This window comes from Candidatus Poribacteria bacterium (assembly GCA_009839745.1).
In the GTDB taxonomy this organism is placed as follows: Bacteria; Poribacteria; WGA-4E; order WGA-4E; family WGA-3G; genus WGA-3G.
In genome coordinates, this window is the sequence record VXPE01000045.1 from 61,520 (window position 1) to 83,687 (window position 22,168).

21 protein-coding genes are annotated in these 22,168 nt (G+C 48.9%); 13 read left to right on the forward strand and 8 right to left on the reverse strand.

Annotated elements, in window-relative coordinates; all coding sequences use genetic code 11:
- Window positions 1-28: 28 nt before the first annotated feature.
- The 8 genes from F4X88_07770 to F4X88_07805 all read right to left on the reverse strand — a co-directional run bounded on the left by F4X88_07770 (window position 29) and on the right by F4X88_07805 (window position 7,506).
- Complete coding sequence (locus F4X88_07770) at window positions 29-310, reverse strand: HNH endonuclease (GenBank protein ID MYA56176.1); 282 nt, start codon at window positions 308-310, stop codon at window positions 29-31.
- Window positions 301-1,542 carry a DUF262 domain-containing protein gene (locus F4X88_07775; protein ID MYA56177.1) on the reverse strand — a complete coding sequence of 414 codons (1,242 nt, stop codon included), beginning with the start codon at window positions 1,540-1,542 and terminating at the stop codon, window positions 301-303. The genes F4X88_07770 and F4X88_07775 overlap by 10 nt, the downstream gene beginning before the upstream one ends.
- Before the next feature lies 1 nt (window position 1,543).
- The gene (locus F4X88_07780; protein MYA56178.1) at window positions 1,544-1,753 is read right to left on the reverse strand and encodes a hypothetical protein; all 210 of its coding nucleotides are present in this window, start codon (window positions 1,751-1,753) and stop codon (window positions 1,544-1,546) included.
- Between the two features lie 391 nt (window positions 1,754-2,144).
- Window positions 2,145-3,434, reverse strand: coding sequence for a DegT/DnrJ/EryC1/StrS family aminotransferase (locus F4X88_07785; protein MYA56179.1), 1,290 nt, complete (start codon window positions 3,432-3,434; stop codon window positions 2,145-2,147).
- A gap of 203 nt (window positions 3,435-3,637) precedes the next feature.
- Window positions 3,638-3,838, reverse strand: coding sequence for a hypothetical protein (locus F4X88_07790; protein ID MYA56180.1), 201 nt, complete (start codon window positions 3,836-3,838; stop codon window positions 3,638-3,640).
- 117 nt (window positions 3,839-3,955) lie between these two features.
- The gene (locus F4X88_07795) at window positions 3,956-4,243 is read right to left on the reverse strand and encodes a type II toxin-antitoxin system HigB family toxin (protein MYA56181.1); all 288 of its coding nucleotides are present in this window, start codon (window positions 4,241-4,243) and stop codon (window positions 3,956-3,958) included.
- Between the two features lie 42 nt (window positions 4,244-4,285).
- Window positions 4,286-5,797, reverse strand: a complete 1,512-nt coding sequence (locus F4X88_07800) for a glutamate--tRNA ligase (GenBank protein ID MYA56182.1) — start codon at window positions 5,795-5,797, stop codon at window positions 4,286-4,288.
- Window positions 5,794-7,506 (reverse strand): glutamine--tRNA ligase/YqeY domain fusion protein, encoded by a 1,713-nt coding sequence (locus F4X88_07805; GenBank protein MYA56183.1) that lies wholly within the window; start codon window positions 7,504-7,506, stop codon window positions 5,794-5,796. Before F4X88_07805 ends, F4X88_07800 begins: the two co-directional genes overlap by 4 nt.
- Window positions 7,507-8,149: 643 nt before the next feature.
- On the opposite strand from F4X88_07805, the gene F4X88_07810 reads away from it, so the two are divergent.
- The 13 genes from F4X88_07810 (at window position 8,150) to F4X88_07870 (ending at window position 22,166) form a co-directional block, all read left to right on the forward strand.
- On the forward strand, window positions 8,150-9,889 hold the full coding sequence (locus F4X88_07810; GenBank protein MYA56184.1) for an iron ABC transporter permease: 1,740 nt from the start codon (window positions 8,150-8,152) through the stop codon (window positions 9,887-9,889).
- A gap of 63 nt (window positions 9,890-9,952) precedes the next feature.
- Window positions 9,953-10,450: a type II toxin-antitoxin system VapC family toxin gene (locus F4X88_07815; protein MYA56185.1), complete on the forward strand. Its 498-nt coding sequence runs from the start codon at window positions 9,953-9,955 to the stop codon at window positions 10,448-10,450.
- Between the two features lie 162 nt (window positions 10,451-10,612).
- Entirely contained in the window at window positions 10,613-11,194 is a 582-nt protein-coding gene (locus F4X88_07820; GenBank protein MYA56186.1) for an SIS domain-containing protein, read from the forward strand.
- A 272-nt stretch (window positions 11,195-11,466) separates the two neighbouring features.
- Window positions 11,467-11,748 (forward strand): DUF4212 domain-containing protein, encoded by a 282-nt coding sequence (locus tag F4X88_07825; protein ID MYA56187.1) that lies wholly within the window; start codon window positions 11,467-11,469, stop codon window positions 11,746-11,748.
- Window positions 11,745-13,442 (forward strand): cation acetate symporter, encoded by a 1,698-nt coding sequence (locus F4X88_07830; protein ID MYA56188.1) that lies wholly within the window; start codon window positions 11,745-11,747, stop codon window positions 13,440-13,442. The genes F4X88_07825 and F4X88_07830 overlap by 4 nt, the downstream gene beginning before the upstream one ends.
- 29 nt (window positions 13,443-13,471) lie before the next feature.
- Window positions 13,472-15,181 (forward strand): hypothetical protein, encoded by a 1,710-nt coding sequence (locus F4X88_07835; GenBank protein MYA56189.1) that lies wholly within the window; start codon window positions 13,472-13,474, stop codon window positions 15,179-15,181.
- 24 nt (window positions 15,182-15,205) lie between these two features.
- Complete coding sequence (locus tag F4X88_07840) at window positions 15,206-16,153, forward strand: hypothetical protein (GenBank protein MYA56190.1); 948 nt, start codon at window positions 15,206-15,208, stop codon at window positions 16,151-16,153.
- A 197-nt stretch (window positions 16,154-16,350) separates the two neighbouring features.
- Window positions 16,351-18,132 carry a type II/IV secretion system protein gene (locus F4X88_07845; protein MYA56191.1) on the forward strand — a complete coding sequence of 594 codons (1,782 nt, stop codon included), beginning with the start codon at window positions 16,351-16,353 and terminating at the stop codon, window positions 18,130-18,132.
- Window positions 18,133-18,153: 21 nt separating this feature from the next.
- Window positions 18,154-19,380 carry a type II secretion system F family protein gene (locus F4X88_07850; protein MYA56192.1) on the forward strand — a complete coding sequence of 409 codons (1,227 nt, stop codon included), beginning with the start codon at window positions 18,154-18,156 and terminating at the stop codon, window positions 19,378-19,380.
- A gap of 24 nt (window positions 19,381-19,404) precedes the next feature.
- On the forward strand, window positions 19,405-19,860 hold the full coding sequence (gene gspG / locus F4X88_07855) for a type II secretion system protein GspG (protein ID MYA56193.1): 456 nt from the start codon (window positions 19,405-19,407) through the stop codon (window positions 19,858-19,860).
- Complete coding sequence (locus F4X88_07860; GenBank protein MYA56194.1) at window positions 19,799-20,596, forward strand: prepilin-type N-terminal cleavage/methylation domain-containing protein; 798 nt, start codon at window positions 19,799-19,801, stop codon at window positions 20,594-20,596. The genes gspG and F4X88_07860 overlap by 62 nt, the downstream gene beginning before the upstream one ends.
- Before the next feature lie 193 nt (window positions 20,597-20,789).
- Window positions 20,790-21,236: a type II secretion system protein GspI gene (gene gspI, locus F4X88_07865; GenBank protein MYA56195.1), complete on the forward strand. Its 447-nt coding sequence runs from the start codon at window positions 20,790-20,792 to the stop codon at window positions 21,234-21,236.
- Window positions 21,237-21,260: 24 nt separating this feature from the next.
- Window positions 21,261-22,166 (forward strand): prepilin-type N-terminal cleavage/methylation domain-containing protein, encoded by a 906-nt coding sequence (locus F4X88_07870; GenBank protein MYA56196.1) that lies wholly within the window; start codon window positions 21,261-21,263, stop codon window positions 22,164-22,166.
- Window positions 22,167-22,168 lie beyond the last annotated feature (2 nt).

Here is a 22,168-nt window from a genome sequence, read left to right on the forward strand (position 1 = left end):
TTCACAAGACAGACGCAAATTGAGCATATCAAATTATTTTATCACGTTTTGCCACGTTACAGGGTTTACATCGCAAGGTCAGATTTTCCCATACAGTGAGGCCACCCCGTGCGTATGGAGTTATGTGATCGGCATCGAGTTGTCTAAAGCCTGCGGGACCACAGAAAACTTTTTGGCAGTCGGGACACACATAGCCGCCACGACTTTTGTCAAAGTTCCGAAGGAAATATGATTGTTTCCATTCAGCGGGAAAAAATCGAGCCTGTGGATTACATGGAGGGAGATTAGGGGGGAGTGAGCTCAAGGATATGTGTCCACAATTTTCGCTAAAAGAAGTTTCGCCATATCACACTGCGCCTTTTGACCTCGATCCCCTTTCCAGCGGCCCCTTGACTCTGGATATCCTCCTTTTCGCTTAAGCCATCTTTCCCCTGCTCTACGCGGGGTTTGTATAAATCCCGCAATCGCGTCCCACGCGTCAAAACTCAGCTTATCTGCATCAATACCTAACTCAACCGCAGCTCCGATCAAGAGTGCCATTTGCTTGTACTTATCAACACTTACACCCGGAAGTCCACGTCCAAGGATCGCCCCTATCCACTGAGCGAAACTACGGAAGTCGTCTTCAAGTCCATTTCCATACGTAGGAAAAACAGGGGTTCCCCCTTGTGTATCTGTATATTGTAATTGTGCACAATAGATGTCTAATGCCCCTTCTGTGGATCCATGAAATGCAAGCGGGAGATGTTTCATTAAATTCGGAGATGAAAGGAGCACATCCAACTTCTCTCTATGCATAAAGACAAGGTACCAGAGAACCATTGCTGATGGGGTTTGTCCTTTGGCGCGGTCTTTGCCTTCCCACCAATCTTTCCAAAGTTCCCATATCTCAGGATACTGCTTCCAAGGATTGTCTACACCCTTTTGACGTGCCGCTTCTATCATCCGCTTTGCCGAGGAAGAATCGGCATGAATTCCGGCAAGGCGCACGAAGTACACGCACTTCGACTCACTATAATAGGAAAGACGAATATCTTGGGCAGTTAAAGGGGTTCCACCTTCATTGATACGCCGAAAGATTTCAAGTTTCGTGCGGAGATCCAATCGGGGTGGAAGGTAAATGATTGTAAGTGGGTATCGTCGAAAGACAGTTTTGAATTTCTGAGGAAGTTCCGAAAACTTCTTTCCACTATAGTGGATACTTTGTGGCGAAAGATAGTTAATATCGTCGTCCGCGTTTAAACGGAGCTTGTCGCGCTCATATTTCAGGATTGTATTCAAGCGTTGTTGCCCATCAATCACTTCAGAAATGCTTGTATCCAGATCATCTAAGAAAAAAAGCGCAGGGGTCGTCAGATTGTTCAACAACGATTCTATGAAAAGTGATTCTTTTCGATCACCCCATTGTTCAGCATCTCGCTGATAATCTGGAATGATAATGTCGCCTCTATTAAAGTTGTTAATAATAGTTTCAACACTCTCACTCTGTGTTCGGGTGGGTTCACTCACGATTGGCGCGATTTCTACACTTTCTTCGGTCATATCATTTTCCTCTTCCTTTTTCCTTGCGCTTCTCGGGTGGCACGTAATACGAAACAACTTTCATGCCTTTCCGTCTGCACTCTTCTTGAACTTTTCGCATATACGCCGAGAGTTCTTCAACAGAGTTGAATTGAGCAGAAAGTTCCTCTTTTATTCGATAGCACTCTTCAAGGATGGGATCTGTGTAGTTTTCAAAATCTTCTTCTTTCATCTGAAATTCCTCTATTAAGTTTGCTGGTGTGCAGATGGTTGTTGGGTCAAAACCTGCCTCTCGGCAAACTTGATTGATAAGTTCCCGTTTGTTTTCATTGACAATATGTTTCTGGTTCCACGATACAAGGTATTCAACACCATGTGTTGTTGCAATAGCGATATGTTGTGCATCTAAACTATAATTTTAATGTAGACTCTCGGTTTCACTTCTCCGTAGTATATCATGAAATGTCGCCAGTTTCAAGAAAATCATTTAGGACTTCCGCAAGAAGGCGATAAATCGCCTTACTACGAACATAGCACTCTTGTAAATACAAGCATTTCTCCAAAGAGTAGCGGCTTGTAGACGAAAAGACTGCGCTTTGCGTAAACCCTGCCATTAATACAATTTAGGCGGTCTCTGGTGCATCAAGCACGGCGTCAAGCTGATCCATTACCTTGTGGAAGGCTTCAACGTAACAGGACATCAACTCGATATCGTTGGGGGGGTTGACATCAAAGATATAACAGTGCGAATCTATGAATTCAACGGCTCTCGGATAGTCCTCTGTTTTATATTCAACCGTCGATTGATTACATCGCCACGGACAGCCTGTGCCGTAACCGATTCGGTTCTGGAAAATCTCTTGAGATGGTACAGGTAGCCGTTGCCACTGTCCGGTTGGCACGCCTTCCGCACGGAGTGCGGCTTGCACCTTCTCACGTAGGGTTTTTGCGGGAATATCTAATCCCAACGCCTCCGGATCGAAACCGATGACATAGTTGTAATACACGGGTTCACAGGCTTCTGGCGTAACTGGGGTTTCAATGCCGTCAATTTCATCGAGACACTCTGTAAGATAGTGGCAATTTCGGATGCGAATGGTGTTGTTCAGGTTAAGCCGTTTGAGCTGGCTACGGATGAACGCCTGACTGAACATATCCCCGCGATACATCCATCCAAGCCCATAGGCATTGTATTCCTGTTCCTCGCGTTCGCTACCCGGCACGACGATCTCTCCGAAATACTGCAACAACGCTGCACGTTCGTATATCTGCGCATCATTGGTTGTGAACAGACCGCCTTGACACCCGCTACTCAAGGTTTTCGAGGCTTGCGTGCTGTAGCCCGCGGCATCGCCAAAGGCACCACACAGCTTGCCGTTGTAATACGCGCCATGCGCCTGTGCGACGTCCTCAATAACCTTCAGGTTATGCTTCTTCGCAATCGCTAAAATCGGGTCCATATCAGCAGGCATGCCGTGGATATGCACCGGCAGAATCGCACGCGTTCGCTCGGTGATTTTCGCTTCGATTGCGTTGGGGTCGATACAGTAAGTGATGGGATCAATATCAACAAAGACGGGAATAGCGTTGTGATGGAGCACAGCGGCTGCCGTTGCCCAGAAAGTGAAGGCGGGAACAATGACCTCGTCGCCCGGTTCGATGCCGACCCCTGCGACACAGAGATGGAGCGCAGCTGTCCCACTGTTGACAGGGATGCAATACTCGACCCCCATGTATTCCGCCCATTCGTTTGCGAGACCTTCGGATTGGATCCGTTGCTGTTCCGTGATTTTCTCGGAGGCGATAACCTCGGCAATTGCGTCTCTGTCGGATTGGGTAACCTCTGGCCACGGTTGAATCAATCCATCAGGGACAGTCCCTTTACCACCATATATAGCGAGTTTTGCTGCCATGAACGACCTCCTTCTAAGGTTTTGAAGACAGTATCTTCTTGTGGAAGGGAATTATGCGCGTAATACTCGCTGGGCATCCAAAATCTGTAACGCTTTACTCTTTATTTACTTCACGAAACCGTGGTAGCAAATACCATCGCTTCCCAGAACAAGAAAGTAGAGATCGGATCCGCCTCTTTGTAACTGCCTATGTTATCCAATAGTTAGAGTTTTGTTAGTCCTGGAACATGTTTATCCTCATAGTTTTTAATAAGCGTGCCGACGAAATGCAGTAAGGGAGCCAAAGGGTGGTTTTCCTCCCCTACTATATCAAGTAAATCGTCTAACCGCGCCGCAAGTTGTTGGTATTCGATTTCTGTCAATAAAACAGGAATATGAATTTCGCCTTGGTTTAGAACATCAATTAAGTCGCATAACGCTTTGACAGACGGTTGCAATTTGCTTTTGCCCTGCGGTTGAAAGGCAATAGGTGTGTCAATTGCAGATACATTTAGGGTATTTTCTGTTTTGGAAGTCATAGTTTACTCATTCCACTTTCCTTTATCGTATTCGGCATGTGTCAACACATACCGAATGTAGATTCTCTGTTCATCATATCTCATAGAAACGATGAGGCGGACGTTGTTACCAGCAATATTGAAAATTGTGAGGTTTCTTACCCGAGAAACATGAGGAAATACAGAACGCAATTCTGCAAACGAACTAAAACTTCTTTCCCGCACCAAATGATACCAACGGGTGAGTGATGGTCGCGTATTTGGATGTCTCTGTGCAAATTCAATGAGGCGATCTTGTCGAACAATTTCCATTGAAGATTCTTACAACTAACCCGTTTTACACCGCAGTGCTTCCTAAGTGAGGTGTTCTATCGCCTTTGGGATCCGTTTTAAAACCTCGTCCTTACCGAGCAGCACAACAATATCAAAGAGACTCGGACCGAACGATGCGCCCGTCAGTGCGATCCGCAACGCTTGCATCGCTGCGACGCGTTTGATGTCCTTCTCATCTGTGTATTTCCAAATTGCCGCTTCAATTGTTTCTATATCAAATGTAGGGATCTCTTCCAAAATCTGTGAAATATTCGTCAAAATCTCGCGGGTTCTCTCCTTCTTTTCTTCTGAATTTCCCCACCACTTCTTGACAGCTTTCGGTTCATACTCGAATGCATCGGTAAAGAAATAGGAGGTCTGCGGAACGATGTCCTGAAGTGTCGTCAAGCGTTCACCCACGGCTTCGACAATGCCTTCCAACCACTCCCGATCTCCGATTGAATTATTCAATAAACCTTCTTCTTGCCAGAATGGGATGACCGCATCCGTCCGTGCCGCAATATCCAATTGGTCAATATAGTGGGAATTGAGCCACTCCAGTTTCTTAATATCAAAGACGCTGCCACTCTTTCCGACCCGCTCCAGATCGAATTTCTCGATGAGTTCATCGACAGAGAAAATTTCCTGTTTATCGTCGTAGGACCAGCCGAGTCGGACAACAAAGTTTAGCATCGCTTCAGGCAGATACCCCTGCTCACGGTAGCGATTCACGGCAACGAGGTCGCCGTGATGCCGTTTGCTCATCTTCCTACCGCCACTATCCAACACCAACGGAATGTGGGCAAACTGTGGAACGTTTAAACCGAGGGCATTCGCAATTACAATCTGCTTCGGGGTATTGTTGAGATGCTCTGTTCCCCGAATGACGTGCGTTATCTGCATCTCCGCATCGTCGATGATGGAGGTGAGATTGTAGTTCGGCATGCCGTTTGAACGCACAATTACCTCGTCCTCTAAGGTGGCAGGATCAATGTTCCGGGAACCGAGGATGAGGTCGTCAACACGGATTGGGGTGTCAGGTATCTTGATCCGCACGGCCGGTTTTCTACCCTCTGCCACGAAACGCTGGACGGCTTCTGGGGTTAAATCTCGGTATCTGCCATCGTAGGAACGCGTCTGTTTGTTGGCGCGCGCCTCCTTGCGAATCTCCTCTAATTCTTCCGGGGTGCAATAGCAGTGGTATGCGTTGCCACTCTCAAGCAACTGCGCGACATAACCGTCGTAGATAGATTTCCGTTCGGATTGCACATAAGACCCACAGGGTCCACCCTCATCGCCACCCTCGTCCCATTCGAGTCCTAACCATTTCAGTGCGGTATAGATCTCGCGCATGGACGCATCCGTGGAACGCGCCGTGTCCGTATCATCGATTCGGAGGATGAATTTGCCGTTGTGATGTTTGGCGAACAGGTAGTTGAATAGCGCTGTGCGTGCCCCACCGATGTGTAAGTAACCGGTGGGTGAGGGTGCCATTCGGACGCGGACGGTCTCTGGGGCTACGGCACAACGGGGTGTTTCTGCTACGTTTTTCATTTCTGTCCTCTCTGAATCTTCGCCCAGCTATCCCGCAATGGCACCGTGCGATTGAATACTAATTTCTCTGGTGTTGTCTCTGGATCCAAGCAAAAATAACCCATCCGGAGGAACTGATACCGGTTTTCCGGTGTTGCCTCCACAAGACTCGGTTCAACCTTGCAGTCATTTAGAATCTCTAAGGAGTTCGGATTCAGGAACTGCATCCAGTCTGCGTCATCCGCTGCGCCCTCGGGTTCCCGTTCCGTGAAGAGCGAATCGTAGAGGCGAACCTCAGCATCAACGGCGTGTTCAGCAGAGACCCAATGCAATGTGCCTCTGACCCGGCGTCCGTCTTCCGACCACCCGCCACGCGTTTCGGGATCATAGGTGCAGTGAATCTCAACGATTTCGCCTTTTTCGTCTTTAACGACCCGTTCACACTGGACATAATAGGCGTGCTTAAGCCGCACTTCACGTCCGGGCGCCAATCTGAAGAATTTGCGGGGCGGATCCTCCATAAAATCTTCGCGCTCGATATAGATTTCTCGCGAAAATGGGATCTGCCGTGTCCCGGCGTTCTCGTCTTCAGGATTATTTTCGGCATCGAACATCTCGACCTGTCCCTCTGGGTAATTGTCAATAATAACCTTAACCGGATTGAGAACTGCCATGACCCGTGGGGCGCGACGGTTTAGATCATCGCGGATAGAGTATTCGAGTTGTCCCATCTCAATGAGATTATCCGCCTTTGAAACCCCGATGCGGTTGCAAAAATCTCGGATGGCTTCAGGTGTATACCCGCGGCGGCGCATCCCAGAGAGTGTCGGGAGTCTCGGATCGTCCCATCCGCTGACGTGTCCCTCCTCAATGAGGACTTTGAGTTTCCGTTTGCCCAAGACGGTATAGGTGAGATTCAGCCGTGCGAATTCAATCTGTCGTGGCTGATAAATCTCCAACGCTTCCAGAAACCAGTCATAGAGTGGACGGTGGTCTTCAAACTGGACATCGCAGAGCGAGTGTGTCACGCCTTCTATGGAGTCGGATTGTCCGTGGGTGAAATCGTAGGTAGGATAGATGCACCAGGCGTCGCCCTGACGATGGTGATGGGCGCGAAGGATGCGATACATCACGGGATCACGCATATTCACATTCGGGCTTGACATATCGATTTTTGCGCGGAGCGTGCGGGAACCATCAGGGAATTCGCCATCCCGCATCCCCCGGAACAACGTCAGGTTGTCCTCAATCGATCGGTTGCGATAAGGACTGTCTTTCCCGGGTTCGACCAAGGTGCCACGATATGTTCGTGTTTCCTCTGGTGTCAAATCGCAGACGTATGCTTTGCCTTTCTCTATCAGTTTGACAGCATATTCGTAGAGCGTCTCAAAATAGTCGGAAGCGTGATATTCCCGCTCTTTCCAATCGAATCCGAGCCATCGGACATCTCGCTTAATGCCGTCTACGTACTCGCTCTCTTCTGTGATGGGATTGCTGTCGTCAAAGCGTAAGTTGTAAAGTCCGCCGAAATCTTCGGCAATCCCGAAACTGATACAGATGGCTTTGGCGTGTCCGATATGGAGGTAGCCACTTGGCTCTGGTGGAAATCGGGTATGCACTCTACCGTCATACCTGTTTGTCTTAAGGTCTTCTTCAATCGCTTGTCGAATAAAGTTCGTATCGGGGGAAGTGTTCGCGTTTTCTTTTAAATGGGGATCTGAATGCTTCATATCTTATACCGTATATGCTGTTGGGCGTGTTACAGAGACTTTCGCTCTTAAGAAGCGGCAGTCTTTATAGAGGATGGAACGTCTTGTTGAATAATTATACTCTCAAAACATGTTAAAGTCAAGATTTTCGGTTTCTATAGACATAGTAATACATCGGTTTCTATAGACATAGCACTCCGCTGGGAGTGCTGGATGTTTCAGCACCTACAGAAACTCAAGCAGGGACAGCCCGTAGGTTGGGTTGAACGATATTGGAATCAAACGTTGGGATACCCAAATACATCAAATCTGACAAACCAGCATATACATTCGCAGGTTCAAAAGCCTGTCGTTGGGACGTCGGCGGATCTGAAGAAACGATAATTGGCACACCTGTGAGGCTTGAGAAAAAATAAGTGCAATTCGGTAGGGTATAAGGTATAATTAATAGGACAGATGCGATGCGCATCGTTCCACAAGTCCATATGCGACTTGCGCTATTGTGCGACTACGAATCGGGATTTGCTAAAGGGGTGCACCCTAACAGGATACGCTACAAAACGCTGCGACTCATCAACCATCTTCAAGGAAGCCGGAGAAAAAGATGCTGGACCGCCCAGAGGCAGAACAGAACATACACACACATCTCTCTTTAATGGACAGAATTAGACGACGCTACGATTTAACGCCACCCATCACGCTGGTTTTTGGGTTGACGGTCCTCTTCTTTGTTGTCTTCCTCATATATCCACTCCTCTATGTTTTCAAGGAAGCCTTCTGGATTGAAAACACATTCAACCTCACATACTTCAAATTGATCGTAACCGATCCGAATATCCGTGAACTCGTTATCAATAGTTTCAAGATCGGTGTGATGGTGACGCTGGTGACGAGTATCATCAGCCTGCCGCTGGCGTATTTTTTGACACGCTACCGGTATCCCGGTCGCGACACGCTACGCGCTGTTATCCTGATTCCGATGATTATGCCACCCTTTGTCGGCGCGATTGGGATGAAGCAATTTTTCGGGTTATACGGGAGCGTTAATATGCTTCTCGGGAAACTCAACCTGATGGATCTGACGGAGCCTATTGACTGGTTCGGAGGCGGGTTCTGGGGGGTGGTGATGTTATCCACATTGCACCTGTATCCGATCATGTATCTGAACATCGTCGCGGCACTCGCGAATGTCGATCCGAGTTTAGAGGAAGCCGCGGAGAATATGGGAGCCTCGCGGTTTCAGGTCTTCCGTCAGATAACGTTGCCGTTGATGATGCCCGGGTATTTTGCCGGTGCGATCCTCGTCTTTATCTGGGCGTTTACGGATCTCGGCACCCCCCTGATTTTTGAGTACCGTAACGTGGTTTCCGTGCGAATCTTCAATCAAGTGACCGAGGCGAACACCAATCCGATGGGGTATGCCCTCGTTGTGCTCATTATTGTGCTAACGGCTCTAGCTTTTTATGTTTCTAAACGGTGGACGGGGAGCAAACACTATGAGATGCTCGGTAGGGGACACGTAACGTCACGTGAAACGGATGCGAAGTGGGGGATGCGGGGTATCATCTACACCTTTATCGGTGGATTGACGTTGACGGCGTTGCTGCCACACATCAGTGTGATCCTTGTGTCCTTGACCCCGGATGCAAGCCAGTGGCGATTGAGTGTGTTACCGCAATCGTGGACCTTCGCACACTATGTTGAGACCTTCACGCATTCCGACACGCTACCGAGTATCCTCAACAGTTTGAAATACAGCGTTTTCAGCACGATGTTGGCACTTTTGGTCGGTGTTGTGGTGTCCTATCTGTTGACACGCAAACGTCTCCCGTTTCAGAATCTGTTGGATGCAGTGGCGATGTTGCCCTTAGCACTGCCGGGTGTCGCCATCGCGTTCGGATACATGGGGAGTTTCGCGGATACGACGCTGCTCCTGCGGTATTTTCCAGATGGATTGGTATCTGTTATAGATCCGAGACAGAATCCGACGTTCCTGCTGATTATCAGTTATGCGGTGCGGCGGTTACCCTATATGTTGCGTTCCATTTACGCCGGACTCCAGCAGACGAGTGTGAGCTACGAAGAAGCGTCGCAAAACGTGGGAGCAACGCCTGTTCGGACGTTGTATAAAATCACCCTGCCTTTGGTCATCGCGAACATCCTGGCGGGTGCGATTCTGGTGTTCTCGTTCTCTATGCTTGAAGTCAGTGATAGCCTCATCTTGGCAATGAAAGATCAGCACTATCCGATTACGAAAGCGATTTGGTCACTCTCTCAGCGTCCAGACCACGGTCCCTATACGGCGAGCGCACTCGGTGTGGTCGGTATGCTCATCCTGATTGCGTGTCTGCTTGGTGCGGGACGTGCGCTGGGTGGGAAGTTAGGAGAAATCTTCCGAATTTAGAAATAGTTGACAGAACAATGCCGTATATCCAATGGAAAAATGATTTGAAATAAGTAACATCCTATGATAAAATATGAAGCAATAAAGCCTAAAGTGTACATCGCAACGACAGTCGTTAGTTACTTAGTAGCGCGCCCCAGCAACGATGTAACCTTAGCCGAGCGGCAAAGAGCGACACGAGCGTTGTGGGAGAACTATTCCGATACCTTCGAGTTTATCGTTTCCGATATAGTTATCACTGAAATTAGACAAGGCAATAAACATATTGTAAACGAGACGAAGCGGCAGCATATTGATCAGGTTTGTCAAGTCGCTGGATACCAACCTATAATTCTCTGCACTCCCGCAGAGTTAATTGAGGGGATACAAATGAAAGAGGAACAACACCCACCCATGGATCCCGTTCTTGAAGAATGCTATCGGATGAAAGCAGAATTCAACGCCCGGTTCAAAACCATGCAGGAACTTGTCGATTATTTGAAGGCAGAAAATATAAAGAACAAAGCGGAAGGTTGGAAATATATATCGCCACCGCCAACCAAACGCCACAACCAAACCTGATGGCGTTTATGCCGTTATCCCGTTATAAGTAATGATTTTCGAGACACAAGATTGAAATATAGGCAGGGGCCGCGGGTTACCCTGCCTTTTTTCTACTTGGTGCAATGGAAAGCAGCATATTGTAGAAATCATCCATAAGAAAACAGAGGAAATACAGTGGACATTTTGCATAGCATCCGCGATGCGTTGTTGGAAGCGCGAGACGTGCTGGATCGATTTATCGGAAACCCTGAGAATATTGCGACCCTCGCGGAAACCGCAGAATTAATCCGAGATGTATTTGAACAGGAAGGTCGGGTCTTTACCTGTGGAAATGGTGGGAGTTTGTGCGATGCGATCCATTTTGCTGAGGAATGCACAGGTAAGTTTCGGAGCGATCGGAAGCCACTTCCAGCGATTGCACTCGGTGACGCGGGACATATCACTTGCACGGCGAACGATTTCGGATTCGCAGAGATCTTCGCACGTCCACTGTTGGCACTTGGACATCCCGGGGATCTGCTTGTGGTGCTCTCAACCAGCGGAAATTCTGAAAATGTTGTGCGTGCGGCGGTGGCGGCACAGTCTCGTGGGATGAAAGTGTTTGGGGTGTTGGGGAGAGAGGGTGGATGCCTCAAAGAACATTGCGATAGCTATCTGATTGCGCCAGGGGACACTGCGGATCGCATTCAGGAAATCCATATTAAAGTCCTCCATATTCTGATTGAACAAGTTGAACGGTTAATGTTTCCAAAGAATTATTGATCGTGTTTCAAGACTTTGCTACTATGCGGGGATTCAGTGCGGTTGAAAACCGCACCGGACTTCACCAATAAATTACCGAATTAATAAATTAATCTTCATACAGTTTGTGCTACAGAAGTGCTACAAAAATTGGTGAATGTATTTCTGAATATTGCTTAACCGTTCACAACCAAATTAATTTGACCTGAACCCCAACAATTTGATATGCTGCAGAGACGAAACAACTTTTGGCAGTCATCTGTGATATCGTCGTCCCATGAGGAGGACAATTTATGGAGTCAGCGGAAAAAAATAAGGCGTATTGGCGAAAGAACCTCCAATATCTCGCTATTTTATTGGGAATTTGGTTTATTACCTCATATCTCTGCTCGGTAGTGTTCGTAGAGCAGTTGGACAAAATCCGTATTGGCGGCTGTCCGCTGGGTTTCTATTTCGCACAACAGGCATCAATTTGGATTTTCGTTGAGCTCATCTTCGTTTATGCATGGTTGATGAACCGATTAGAGCGACGATATAGTCAGCGCGAAGCCGAGGAGGACACAGATCAAATATGAACGTAGAAGCATGGACTTTCGTAATGGTGGCGCTCTCCTTCGCGTTGTATATTGGCGTGGCACTCTGGTCTAAGGCACGCTCGACGGGGGACTTCTATGTCGCTGGGAGCAACGTGCATCCGGTTGTGAACGGTATGGCGACAGCCGCGGATTGGATGAGCGCAGCGTCCTTTATCGCAATGGCAGGAATGATCTCGTTCATGGGACGCGATGGGTCGGTCTATCTACTCGGATGGACAGGAGGCTACGTCCTGCTGGCGTTGCTATTGGCGCCCTATCTCCGTAAATTCGGTAAGTATACCGTGCCCGATTTCGTGGGCGACCGATATTACTCGCAATTGGCTCGGATTGTCGCAGTGGTGTGTGCGATTTTTGTCTCGTTTACTTACGTGGCGGGACAGATGCGCGGGGTCGGCATTGTCTTTTCTCGGTTCCTGAGTGTCAATGTTGAGACCGGGGTGCTCATCGGCATGGGGATCGTGTTCTTTTATGCCGTGCTTGGCGGAATGAAAGGCATTACCTATACGCAAGTCGCACAATATTGTGTGCTGATTTTCGCGTATCTCGTGCCTGCGATTTTCATCTCTATCCTCATTACAGGCAACGCTATCCCGCAGATGGGACTGATGGGGAAAGTGACGGATGGTTCGGGACTTTATCTCCTTGATCGGCTCAACGGGCTGAACGAGCAATTGGGGTTTAACCGCTATACAGATGGCAATAAAGCCACGATTGATGTCTTTTTTATCACGGCGGCGTTGATGCTGGGAACGGCAGGGCTGCCGCACGTGATTATCCGATTCTATACCGTGCGAAAGGCATCTGAAGCGCGGATTTCCGCGGGGTGGGCACTCCTGTTCATCGCCCTTCTCTATACGACTGCACCGGCGGTGGCTATCTTTGCACGCACAAACCTGCTCAATACTGTCAGTTATGAACAGAACGGTGAATTGACGGATGTGAAATATGAGGACGCACCAGACTGGTTTAAGAATTGGGAGGCAACAGGTCTGATTAAATTTGACGATGTGAACGGGGATGGCGCGATCCAGTACCGGGGTCCAAACTCGGATGTTCAGAATGAATTGACGATTGATCGAGACATCATGGTGCTGGCGAATCCTGAGATTGCGAAACTCCCGAACTGGATTGTCGGCTTAGTGGCTGCTGGGGGTTTAGCAGCAGCCCTCTCGACCGCCGCAGGTTTGCTATTGGTCATCTCCACCGCAGTTGCGCATGATCTTCTGAAAGGGACGATGATGCCAACGCTACAGGAAAAACAGGAATTGACTGCTGCGCGTATTGCGGCGGGTGTCGCCGTGTGTATCGCAGGGTATTTCGGCATCAATCCACCCGGATTCGTAGCACAAGTCGTGGCGTTCGCCTTCGGTCTCGCGGCGAGTTCGTTTTTCCCCGCGATTGTGATGGGCATCTTCTCGAAACGCATGAACAAAGCCGGAGCGGTCAGTGGCATGATCGTCGGTATCACCTTTACAGCGGCGTATATCATCTATTTCAAGTTCATCAATCCAGAATTAAACACATCGGAACATTGGTTATGGGGTATTTCACCGGAAGGGATCGGAACCCTCGGTATGGTGCTAAACTTCATTGTCTCTATCACTGTTGCTGCGCTGACACCACCGCCCCCGGAGGAGGTCCAAGCACTCGTTGATGACATCCGGGTTCCATAGAAATAAGGAAAATGAAAAAGAGGTTTGCGATGATTGCAAAATTTTCATGGAAATTTCGTCGATTTCCCGTTCAAGGCGTAGCAAGGCTTTTTGAGGGCAGCTTGCAACCGGCTCTCAAAACATGCTGTGTCGTTCTGGTGTTGTTGATGGTCCCTTTGGCACACGCTGCGAAAGTGGAAGATTTTATGCCCAAAGAGAGTGTCCTCTATGTGAAACTCCAAGATATAGATGAGGTCTACGGTGAGATTGAAATTTCAGAAAATTGGGAGAAAGCCCTTGCGCTGTTACCGAACCTGCCGGACTGGCAGGAGATGGAGCAGGGACTCGCGATGTTACAAGGGGTCCTTGGGACTAACCCCTTGGGCATAATTGAGACGGTGGGTTACCGAACGGCATTCGCAATATGGGCAGATGCATCAGGTGATCAGCAAGTCGGTGTCGTCATACATTCGGGCGGAAATCTTGGCACACTTCAGCAGTTAACCAACATTGTAGAAGGGCTTTTAGGGATGGATGCTGCGAATACCTTACGCTTGGATGCGGGTGTCTATCAGCGAGTCCGTTACAATGCGTTGGAGCGGTTCAACGCTATCGTGAAATACGGGTTTGTAGACGATTTTCTTGTGATCGGGGCAGGTGACGGAAGCTTTGAAAAGTTGATGGATACCTACCGAACCGACCTGCCGTCTGTTGAGCAGAACCCGGAATTTGCCGAAGCGTTAGAGAAAATTGGGGTAGGAGAAGTTACCGTATTTGCGAACGTTCCCCCTATTTTGCCCGTGGTGGGTTTAGCAGCATCGGAACGCAGGAACCTCGCCACTTTTCAATCTATGTTTGGACGGCTCAATTTGCTGGAAACAGGTGCCTTCCTCCAAATTACAGCGCAGTTTACGCCAAATCCACCAGAAAACGAGATAGGCCTGTTTTTAAAGGAGGGACAAGCACTTGAAACCCTGAACGCAGTATCCGATGCGGATGACCTGTTTGTGGCTGTAGCTCCCAAAGTTACGGAAAGCCTGTGGAAGTTTGTTCCCACCGATGCCGCTGCCGAGAGAGCAATCTCTTTTTTCGAGGAGCTTTTGAATCTCGACTTGGAAGAAGATATCAGGGTTGGCTTGACGAGTGAACTCGCTTTGTCGGTACCTGATCTCACACGTTTCGATTCAGAAGCCTTGAGTGGTTTTAGATTTACGCTTGATGGCGCAATTGAACTGGATACAGGTGATGTGCAGACCGATGGCGGCATTATTTTCAACCCCAGCAACAGGATGAAATGGGACCTGATCGGCAATTCCCTCTCTAACCTACAAAGTACTTCCGTTTCCCAAACGGAATATAAAGGCACAACGGTGTCGGAGGTTGCCGCAAATATTTATTATAGTGACATAGATGGATTGTTTCTTGTGGGGTTCTCAGAGGAATACATCTATCAACTTATTGATGGAATTCAACAGAAAAAGAAACCTTCCTACTTAAAACAGGGACCAAAAACACCGACTGCGTTTGCACAACTCAATTTAGCGCGGGCTCTGGAGATGAAAAACGGCTCACCCCCTTCTAATCAGCTGATCGTTGATGCTAAGGAGGTACCCCTATTGCTCACCTGGCTTTCAGTGGAAGATGACACGGCTTTGTTGGAGGCAACGTTGTCCGAAAAAGAGACACCTATTGAGATGCTCGCAAAACTGGTGCCATTTCTGCTCTGGAATATGGATGTTCAATCGGAACAGTCTGATTAGACATAACCAATTGAGGAGAGAATAATGATTCAGAAAAGATTTACACCGAATGTGAACACTCGGCGATGGTTTTGGGTGATAGCAACTGTGATCGGTATATGCCTCGGTTTAGGGATTAGCCACATGGTTCAACTTCATGAAGCAACAGCAGAATCACACGATGATGGCTTCTCCGAACTCGCTGCGGAACTCGATGCGATCAAAGCGAAACATAGAATGCTACAAGCGAGATGGCAATCCGAATTGCTCGCACAGATCGTGCCAACGTTGGCGGATGAATCTGATGATGTCCGACATGAATATGTGGATTTCCTTGAAGAAATTGGGAGTCCCGGGATCGCTGCCCTCGTTGCGATACTTCAAGACCCAGATAAGGATGTCCGCGAGGCAGCTGTTGAAGCGTTGGGTGAAATCGGTGAAGACCTCGCGAAAAATGGGCAGTCCACTGATACCATCCGAGATGCTTTAATTGCGAGTCTCAATGATAACTCTACGAAAGTCCGAACGAATGCGATAAACGAGTTGTCTGATATACGAGCTGCCTCCACTGAAACGTTCACCGCCTTGATAGGGATGTTATCAGATGGTTCCAAGTCTGTGCGAGCGAGTGCCGAAGAGACCTTGATTGAATTAGGCGAACACGCTCCTATGACTATCGCACCGATGCTGGCGGCGGCACTTACGAACAGTGCGTCAGCCGTGACCCGTGGGCATATCGTTGATGTGCTTGGCGGCGTCGGTGAGGAACTCACAGATGCGGGAAATTCTGGGGAGATGGTCGTGGAACCGCTTCTTAGCGCACTTCATGATACTGCCGAGGATGTCCGACGTAACGCCGCTGATGAATTAGGTGAGATGCGCGCAACATCGCTTGACGTGCAGGCTGCCTTAACGCAGGCACTTGATGATACTTCTGAAGCCGTCCGCGATGCAGCGAAGAAGGCACTGCAACGGATTGAGAAAGCCAAATGATACTTCGGATAATGGGGTAAAACTATGCGCCCTTTCTTTCCAAGGGCGCGTTATTGATACAGGCGGTGTTTAAACTTATCACCATCTGTTGCGTCTTAACATTATTAACAACAGATACCATACCACAAAGACAAATAACATAGAGGCTACTTCTCGCGTGAGGTCGGGGACCCCGCCGAAAAGTAGGGTTTTACGCCATGCAACAGACACTGAATATGGAAACCTCGCTTGTTGAGGTGATGCGACAAGCCTCTCTCATTTCTGAACAAGACTACACCGATATTGTTGCAGAGATAAAACAGACGGGTGCCTCCGAAACCGCTGTGCTTACGAAGCACGGTGTCCCGTCCAATATCCTTGCGCTCGCTACAAAGAGTGTCGAATACGGGACCCCCTTCATTCAGTTGGAGGCTATTGCCCCTGAACCTGACGTGCTTGAAAAGGTGTCACCCGGGTTCGCATACCGAAATAAAATCGTTCCCCTTGCCTTGATAGACGATCAACTCACAGTTGCGATGGTGGATGTCCTTGATGTCGTTCTCATTGACGAGATTGAACTCATCACCAATTGCCGAATTACACCTGTGCTTGCAGATGAAATAGATATTGATGAGGCAATCGTCCGTCTCTATGGACGCACGGCTGAAAGCCTACTCAGTGCTGGTATCAAGGGACCCGTTGGGGCAGCTACGACGCTTGAACGCGAGACGATTGACGACTTCGGAATTGACGAGAAAGACCTCAGCCAAGACCCGACAGTTATCCATGCGGTTGACCAGATGATAATCGACGCTGTCCGGATAGGGGCAAGCGATATACATATCGAACCTTACCCGACCCAACTCAAAATCCGCTTCCGTGTCGATGGTGTGCTGGAAGATCAACCGCAGCCGCCCGCCTATCTCCAATCCGCAATCACTTCGCGTATCAAAATTATGGCGGGAATGGATGTCGCAGAACGGAGACGCCCGCAAGACGGGAAAATCAGTCGGCAAATTGGGAGCGTTGGCAACCGGCAAATAGACCTCCGTGTCTCTACTGTTCCAACAGTTGCGACACTGCACGGTGAAAGCGTTGTCCTCCGTATCCTCGACCGACAGTCCATTGATTTCGGGCTTGAAGAACTCGGCTTAACCGAAGACAACCTTCAACTTTTTCAGCGTATGATTCGTAAACCTTACGGTATCATCCTTGCAACGGGACCCACCGGTAGCGGGAAAACGACATCGCTGTATGCGTGTTTGAAAGAGATTAACTCACCCGATGTCAAAATCATAACCCTTGAAGACCCGGTTGAATACGAATTAGAGGGGATCAACCAAATCCAGGTCAATCCCGATATTGGTTTCACCTTCGCTCAAGGGCTCCGCCATATCCTACGGCAGGATCCCGACAAGGTATTGGTGGGTGAGATTCGGGACTACGAAACCGCAGAGATGGCGATCCATACCTCGCTCACAGGACACCTCGTCTTTAGCACACTTCACACAAACGATGCCCCTGGTGCAATCACACGACTTATTGATATGAACGTTGAACCCTACCTCGTTGCCTCCACCGTAGAAGGGGTCATCGCCCAAAGGCTTGCTCGCCGTGTATGCCCAGCATGTTGTGAGATGTATTCACCCGATATGCAAGAGTTAGCGGGACTTATGGGGAATGGCAATGGCTTTGCTATCCCTGGGTCTTCTATTCCCGAAAATTTGAAAATTCCGCGTGCAGTCGGATGTAAGGAGTGCCGCGGGAGAGGTTACAAAGGTAGAATCGGCATCTTTGAAGTTTTACTTATGACAGATGAGATTCGCTCAATGGCACTCAAACAGGCATCGACAAGCGAAATTCGTAGACTCGCCGTTCAGATGGGGATGAAAGGCTTGCGTGAAGACGGTTGGCGTAAGGTGGCTGCTGGGTTGACAACGGTTGACGAGGTCATCCGGTTAACACAAGAAGAAGATTTTGATTTCGCGGAAGTTGTGTAAATTGTAACGGAGGGGTTGATTGTGCCAGTGTTCCGATATGAAGCACTCACGCATAACGGTGGGACGGTTACGAATACAATAGAAGCCGACTCCAAAGCCGAACTCATCTCTCGTTTACGGCAGATGGGGTATTGGCCCACAGATATTGTTGAAGAGGCAGAGGACGTAGCCCCAACGGATGCGCGTCGCTGGTTTGAAATCGGCAGACGTGGTGTGAAGGCGGCGGACGTTGAGTTTTTTACGTATCAATTGGCGACCCTGGTGAACGCGCATGTGCCGCTGCCGCGTGCCTTGGAGGTTACACTCGGTCAAATTCAAAATCCTGCGCTACACCGTATCGTTTCCCAAGTGAAATACGATGTGGAACACGGTGCGACTTTCCACGATGCCCTCACCCAGCACCCGAAGGTGTTTTCGGATCTATACGTTAATATGGTAAGAGCAGGCGAGAGTGGGGGTGTGCTTGGCATCGTCTTAGAACGGCTCGCGGAATTCGCAGAACGTCAGCGACTTCTCAAAAACGATGTTGTCTCCGCACTCTTTTATCCTGTTATCTTGTTGGCACTAAGTGTTTCCGCGGTTGCGGTCCTGATGATTCTTGTCATCCCGAAATTCACCGCCATGTTCAACGATCTCGGTGTCGAATTGCCGCTGCCCACGCGGATTCTCATTGGGGCGACGGATGCCTTTCAAACCTATTGGTGGCTCGGACTTCTCGCTGTCATTGTAGGTGCAGCAGCCCTGAAACAATATCTGCGTCGTGAAGCCGGTCAGATCTGGTTTGATCGCTTAAAACTGAAATTGCCTCTCATCGGTCCCATATTTAGCACCTTCGCCATTGTCCGCTTCACCCGAACGATGGCAACGCTCTTAGAAAATGGCGTGCGTCTGCTGCCTGCACTCCAAGTTGTCAAAGACACTATCGGGAATAAGGTATACAGCAATGTCGTCGCTGCAGCGGAAACGGAAGTTGAACAAGGTTCCACACTTTCACGTGAACTGGGGAGGAGCAAGGATTTTCCTGAATTTGTTACCCACATGGTGGCGGTTGGCGAGGAGTCCGGGGAACCCGTTCACATGCTCAGCAAACTCTCTGAATACTACGATTTAGAAATAAAAAAGAGCCTCGAACGTTTGACGGGTTCCATCGGTCCACTTGTCATTTTACTCATGGGACTTGTTATCGGGTTTATCGCTGTCGCGATGATCCTTCCGATCTTTGAGGCAAACCAATTATTAAGTAATTAAATAGTTATCAAAGGAGAAAAACAGATGTTCGCTGCACTTAAATCTGATCAATCTGGATTGACGCTCATTGAATTGACGATTGTGATCGTCATTTTAGGGATTTTGGCTGCCTTTATTGCGCCGCGTGTCATCAATGCCCCACAGCAAGCGAAAGTCGCGAAGGCACAAACAGAAATTAACGGTATTAAGACTGCATTGGAACAGTATGCAATCGCAACGGGTGAATATCCGACAACAGAACAAGGGTTAAGTGCCTTGTGGCGAGCTCCGAGCCCCACACCCCCAAATTGGGATGGTCCCTACATTGACACCCCCAATTTCATAGATCCCTGGAATAGCCCTTATGTCTACCGCCAACCCAGTACCCATTACGGATACGACTATGACCTCTATTCGATGGGTAAGGATGGAAAGGTAGGTGGCACTGAACTGGACGCGGATATCACCAATTGGGTTGATGAAACCACCGGAGCCTACTAAAACGATGTTACGCCCGACAGTTAGACGCTATTTCCGTAGTGTGTCTACCTACAGAGACGTCGTTCCGATGGGGTTGAAGAATGGGTTCACGATTACGGAGTTGCTCATCGTTTTGACCCTGATCGGTATACTCTCAGCCCTCTCTATGCCGACACTGAAAGGGTTCGCGGCAACGCGCCGCTTAAAAGCCTCTGCGTCTACACTCCGCAGTCTCCTCACGTTTGCACGGGATATGGCGGTCACGGATCGGACGGCACACCTTGTGGTTTTCGACTTTGACAACCAGCGATACTGGCTTGCCTCCAGTGAAACGTTTGACCCCAGTAACCCGCTGACGTCGGCACTGACGGCTCAAAATTCTACTGTCGTAGCTGCTGCACAGAATAATATAAACACGAATTCGGGGTTCCAAACCCTTCCTACAGCAGGCACCCCCACTTCACAGGGACCCTTGACACGATCCAGCGGCATCTTGGGAGTGCCCGAGCCGATGGAACAGAATGTAACATTAACCGCGATGGTAACCACCCGCAACGGTAGGACAGTCACAGTCGATTCAGGCGTGGCGTATATCTACTTCTCCCCGACTTCTACCTCCGAGGAGGCTTTAGTATATCTCCAGAACACACGGAACCAGGTAATGACTGTTACTGTTGAGGCAGCAAGCGGACGCGTCCGTGCGCGACAACTCACATCTCAGGAGATTGAGATGTTGGGTTTTGAAACCACCTTATAGAGATGCTACTGAAGAGCAACTTTTTGAAGATTTCGTTACAGGCTATGCTACAAATCTGTAGGGATTGGGTAACCCAACCCCTACGTTACAGAATCCTATAACTATTGAGGTTCGGTTCTCCTGTACTCCCTTACGTTTTCATAGTCCAAAATTTGTAGCCCATAACGTAGTGGAGGGCGGATTTTAGAAAAGGATGCTAAAGTTCAAGTCCACATCATTTAACCGCAAGGAAGAATTAAAAAATGGTTTTACCCTTGTCGAAGTCCTTGTGACGTTAGCAATTTTGGCGGCAGTCTTGCCAGCACTGCTACAAGCGTTTGCTTCTGCTGCACGTAACCAAGGACTTTCAGACAACAGGACCACCGCGCTCTATCTTCTCAAACATCGGATGGCAGAAATTGAGATGGAAGGGTATCCAGATGTTGGTGAAACCTCCGACGAATTCGGTGAAAATACACGCTACCGGTGGCGGTCGGTCGTTGCGGACATAGATTCTGAAGACGTTGAAAACATCCGTCGGGTTCAAGTAACCGTCACATGGATACATAGAAGCAGAGAACGCTCCATGTCTATGAGCACCTACATCGCAGACCGGCAAATGCCGCAGCAACAAACGCAACAGTCCGGTGGCGGTCGATGAGTTTTTTTAACTCTTAAGGTTTTTATGACTTTCCTTATCCGCAAGACAGCATTAAAAACTGAAAGTGGTCTCACCCTTATTGAGATGCTGATGGCAGTCAGTATCCTCGTCGTCATCGGGGGTTCGGCGTATTTTGCTTTCAAAACAGCCGTGGATGCTTACCATCAGACAGAAGCTCGAATATTGGCTGCCCAGAGATGTCGGGTCGCTATGGACCGACTTGTGACGGATCTCAGCAATATGCGAGTCTCACTGCAGCATCCGGAACTTGGGCTTTATACACAAGACGGTCCAAGCCAATTGGGCGAAAGGGATATGCTCAGTTTTGTCACACTCGTTGAGACGGATCCAGATCCGTTTATAGAGCAACTTGCGAGTTTCCAAGCTCAGAACGCCGCGCAAACGCTTGTGCCCCTTTTAAGTGACGTGCAGCGTGTGGCTTACTTTGTCGGACCCGAACCGTTACCTGGGGAATCCTTTTTGCGTTCGTCAAACTTCCAAGCGTCTCTCACGGGTAACACAACTGAGGAACAAGGGGGTGAACTTGCTCTTTTTCGGGTTACAACGACAGCCCTCGATCCTGAAGTTGTTATCAGTGGGCTTTTACAGACAGGTGAGGTTCCAGAGACAGATGAAAATGGTGAGCCGATTTATGTCAATATCGCCCCCCTTGTTGCCGGACTTCTCAGTTTTGATCTCCAGTATTTCGATGGGGAGTCGGAAGTATGGCGCGCGTCATGGGACGATACTGAAAGCATTCCGAGTGCTGTGCAAGTCCGCATAACCGCCCAAGGCGAAGCACAAGTGCCTTTGAACATTACTGATGTAGAACAAGCCACAACACAGAGCCAACCGACGGGTATGACGCAAGCGACGATGGTGTATCTTCCTGCAAGTACCACCACGGGTGGCACAGCAGGTGGACCTTAGGG

Bases quoted from the DNA above. Each gene is read 5' to 3' on its own strand.
- F4X88_07775 (MYA56177.1), bottom strand. From the start codon at position 1,542: ATGACCGAAGAAAGTGTAGAAATCGCGCCAATCGTGAGTGAACCCACC.
- F4X88_07780 (MYA56178.1), bottom strand. From the start codon at position 1,753: ATGAAAGAAGAAGATTTTGAAAACTACACAGATCCCATCCTTGAAGAG.
- F4X88_07785 (MYA56179.1), bottom strand. From the start codon at position 3,434: ATGGCAGCAAAACTCGCTATATATGGTGGTAAAGGGACTGTCCCTGAT.
- F4X88_07795 (MYA56181.1), bottom strand. From the start codon at position 4,243: ATGGAAATTGTTCGACAAGATCGCCTCATTGAATTTGCACAGAGACAT.
- F4X88_07800 (MYA56182.1), bottom strand. From the start codon at position 5,797: ATGAAAAACGTAGCAGAAACACCCCGTTGTGCCGTAGCCCCAGAGACC.
- F4X88_07805 (MYA56183.1), bottom strand. From the start codon at position 7,506: ATGAAGCATTCAGATCCCCATTTAAAAGAAAACGCGAACACTTCCCCC.
- F4X88_07815 (MYA56185.1), top strand. From the start codon at position 9,953: ATGATAAAATATGAAGCAATAAAGCCTAAAGTGTACATCGCAACGACA.
- F4X88_07825 (MYA56187.1), top strand. From the start codon at position 11,467: ATGGAGTCAGCGGAAAAAAATAAGGCGTATTGGCGAAAGAACCTCCAA.
- F4X88_07830 (MYA56188.1), top strand. From the start codon at position 11,745: ATGAACGTAGAAGCATGGACTTTCGTAATGGTGGCGCTCTCCTTCGCG.
- F4X88_07835 (MYA56189.1), top strand. From the start codon at position 13,472: ATGATTGCAAAATTTTCATGGAAATTTCGTCGATTTCCCGTTCAAGGC.
- F4X88_07840 (MYA56190.1), top strand. From the start codon at position 15,206: ATGATTCAGAAAAGATTTACACCGAATGTGAACACTCGGCGATGGTTT.
- F4X88_07845 (MYA56191.1), top strand. From the start codon at position 16,351: ATGCAACAGACACTGAATATGGAAACCTCGCTTGTTGAGGTGATGCGA.
- gspG (MYA56193.1), top strand. From the start codon at position 19,405: ATGTTCGCTGCACTTAAATCTGATCAATCTGGATTGACGCTCATTGAA.
- gspI (MYA56195.1), top strand. From the start codon at position 20,790: ATGCTAAAGTTCAAGTCCACATCATTTAACCGCAAGGAAGAATTAAAA.
- F4X88_07870 (MYA56196.1), top strand. From the start codon at position 21,261: ATGACTTTCCTTATCCGCAAGACAGCATTAAAAACTGAAAGTGGTCTC.